Source organism: Polaromonas sp. P3_C2 (genome assembly GCF_056402675.1).
In genome coordinates this window covers 1-2,488 of the sequence record NZ_JBFUGX010000609.1, presented here as the reverse complement: position 1 = coordinate 2,488, position 2,488 = coordinate 1, and the positions used below count along the sequence as shown (strand labels likewise).

At 57.4% G+C, this 2,488-nt stretch carries 2 protein-coding genes and 1 pseudogene; all 3 read right to left on the bottom strand.

Annotated features, from left to right (window positions below; genetic code table 11):
* The coding region (locus AC1DWI_RS19710; RefSeq protein WP_477725520.1) for a CHASE2 domain-containing protein at positions 1-799 on the bottom strand (799 nt) is incomplete at its 3' end.
* Between the two features lie 320 nt (positions 800-1,119).
* Positions 1,120-1,821: a TerC family protein gene (locus AC1DWI_RS19705; protein WP_477670592.1), complete on the bottom strand. Its 702-nt coding sequence runs from the start codon at positions 1,819-1,821 to the stop codon at positions 1,120-1,122.
* Between the two features lie 148 nt (positions 1,822-1,969).
* Positions 1,970-2,488: pseudogene (locus AC1DWI_RS19700) on the bottom strand (succinate--CoA ligase subunit alpha); the annotation flags it as partial.

Below are 2,488 nucleotides of genomic sequence, written 5' to 3'. Positions count from 1 at the left end.
GCTTGATATCAGAGGTGTTGAGGTTGAGGCTTTTTGCGGCAGCCAGCAGCGCCATAGAGGGCACACCCTTGCCGTAATAATTGACAAGCAGCGGCTCCTGGCGAACTGCCCCATCAACGGGATCCTGTATCTGGTTCAGGTGGCCTATACCGGCGGCGGCATTGCCTATGGCTTCAATCGGCTGGGTGCCGCGTATTGCCGCAATGGAAAAGCCGTTGCTCTCGTCAATCGCGCTTTTGAGCGCGTAGGCCGGCAGCGGATTGTCTGGCCTGCCCTGCGGCTCGCCAAGAGTAAACACCGAGGGCACAAGCACATTGCCGGCATTGACCATACTGGCAGCCAGCTTGGCATCGCTATCCAGCGCCACCTCGGCATCCGCAATCACCTTGCTCAATTGCTCGCCAATACCAGTTTGCGCGACAGCAGGATCGCCGAGGACCTCTTTCATCTTGCGGATAAAAGCGAGACCTCGGTCGGTTTGAGGCTCAAAGAAAAAAGCCGTGTGGACGACTGTCTTGGTCTTGGCGGCTGTCAACTGGTCTATCAGCTTCGCATGGACGTCCCGGGGCCAGGGCCAACGGCCTATATTCGCGATGCTTTGGTCGTCAATCGCAATAACCGCTATACGGTCTGAGGGCTGACGATTGCTGCTGGTGCTCGCATAGTCATAGTAACGGCGCTCAAGTGTGCCGAAAAAATCGGTCAGGCCATGCAAAAAAAGGACGGCCAGCACCACCAGAACGCCCACAAACCAGTCGGCCCGCCAGAACTGACTCAATTTCCTAGATGTTTTGGCCACTTCCCGTCCCTTGTCCTGATTCGCTATGCATAGCCCCAGCCATTTTTGTAATTGCTTTGTACTATCGGTCCTCCGGCAGCAAATTTCGTGCGCCGGATATCACCCGCCGACTGTTTCGGCAGGTTACAAGTCTCCTGACAATGGACATTAACAGACGGGGTGCGGCTGGACAAGCGACTTCTGCACCGCAAGCGTGCCGACTGTTGCAAATAAGTGGTTTTCTGGTATGCGCGGCGCGCATCCGGTCCGCAGCAGGTGGCGAACGCTAAGAAACGACCCTAACCGCCAAAGGGGCTGCGGCGGCCGGGCCGTACGCCGGTTCAGGCGGAAGGCGCCTTTGTCTGCTGCCGTTTGGTCAGGTAGGTGCCCAGTGCCACCACGAGCACGGCACCCACAATCCCACCGGCAGTCACCGTATGGTCGCTAACGGCACCAAAATAGCTCACTACCGCAGGATCCGTCAGCAACATCTCACCCGCCAGGAAGCCCAAAAGAGCTGCACCGATGGTAATGATGATGGGGAAGCGCTCCATGACCTTGGTCAACAAGGTGGCGCCGAAAATAATCAGCGGGATGCTCACCAGAAGACCCAGTACCAGCAACGGGAGGTTGCCCTTGGCGGCTGCTGCGACTGCCAGAACGTTGTCCAGGCTCATTACCAGATCGGCAATCAGGATAGTGCGAATCGCAGCCATCATGCCGTTGATTTCGTGGCCTTCGCCGTCTTCATCTTCTTCGCCTTTGAGCAGGTCCACGCCAATGTAGACCAGCAGTACGGCACCGATCATCTTCAGGTATGGCAAGCTCAACAGCTGAATGGCCACAATGGTCAGCACGATACGCATCACGATCGCGGCGGCGCTGCCCCAGAAGATCGCCTTGCCGCGCTGCTCGGGTTTGAGTGTGCGCGCAGCCATGGCAATTACCACGGCGTTATCCCCAGACAGCACGATGTTGGCAAGAAGGATGGAGCCGAAAGCGCTCCAGAAGAGGGGGGACGCGAGGTCCAGTCCGAAAAACATGGCAGCTCCTGTTATGAATTAAAAAAGCGCTGGGAAGCGCTTTTTTGTTTTGGAGAGTCTAAGCCGCAATAGGCCAATCCCGATTGGTATTACTGCTTACCTGCTTGACCGTGGTCAAGTTTTCAAATCACTTTTTTGTGGTGGCGCCTTACAGCAGCGCTTTGAGCAGTTTGGCCATTTCCGAAGGATTGCGCGTCACGGTGAAACCGCAGGCTTCCATGATGGCAAGTTTGGCATCGGCCGTGTCGGCGCCGCCGGAGATCAGCGCGCCCGCATGGCCCATCCGCTTGCCGGCAGGGGCAGTCACACCAGCAATGAAGCCAACGATCGGTTTTTTCATGTTGGCCTTGCACCACTGGGCGGCTTCGGCCTCATCGGGACCGCCGATTTCGCCGATCATGATGACGGCGTCAGTGTCCGGATCGTCATTGAAGGCTTTCATCACGTCAATGTGCTTGAGGCCATTGATCGGGTCGCCGCCGATACCGACTGCACTCGATTGGCCCAGGCCGATTTCGGTCAATTGCGCCACAGCTTCATAGGTCAGCGTGCCGGAGCGGCTGACTACGCCGATACGGCCCTTGCGGTGGATATGTCCTGGCATGATGCCGATCTTGATTTCTTCAGGCGTGATCAGACCGGGGCAATTGGGGCCCAGCAGCAGGGT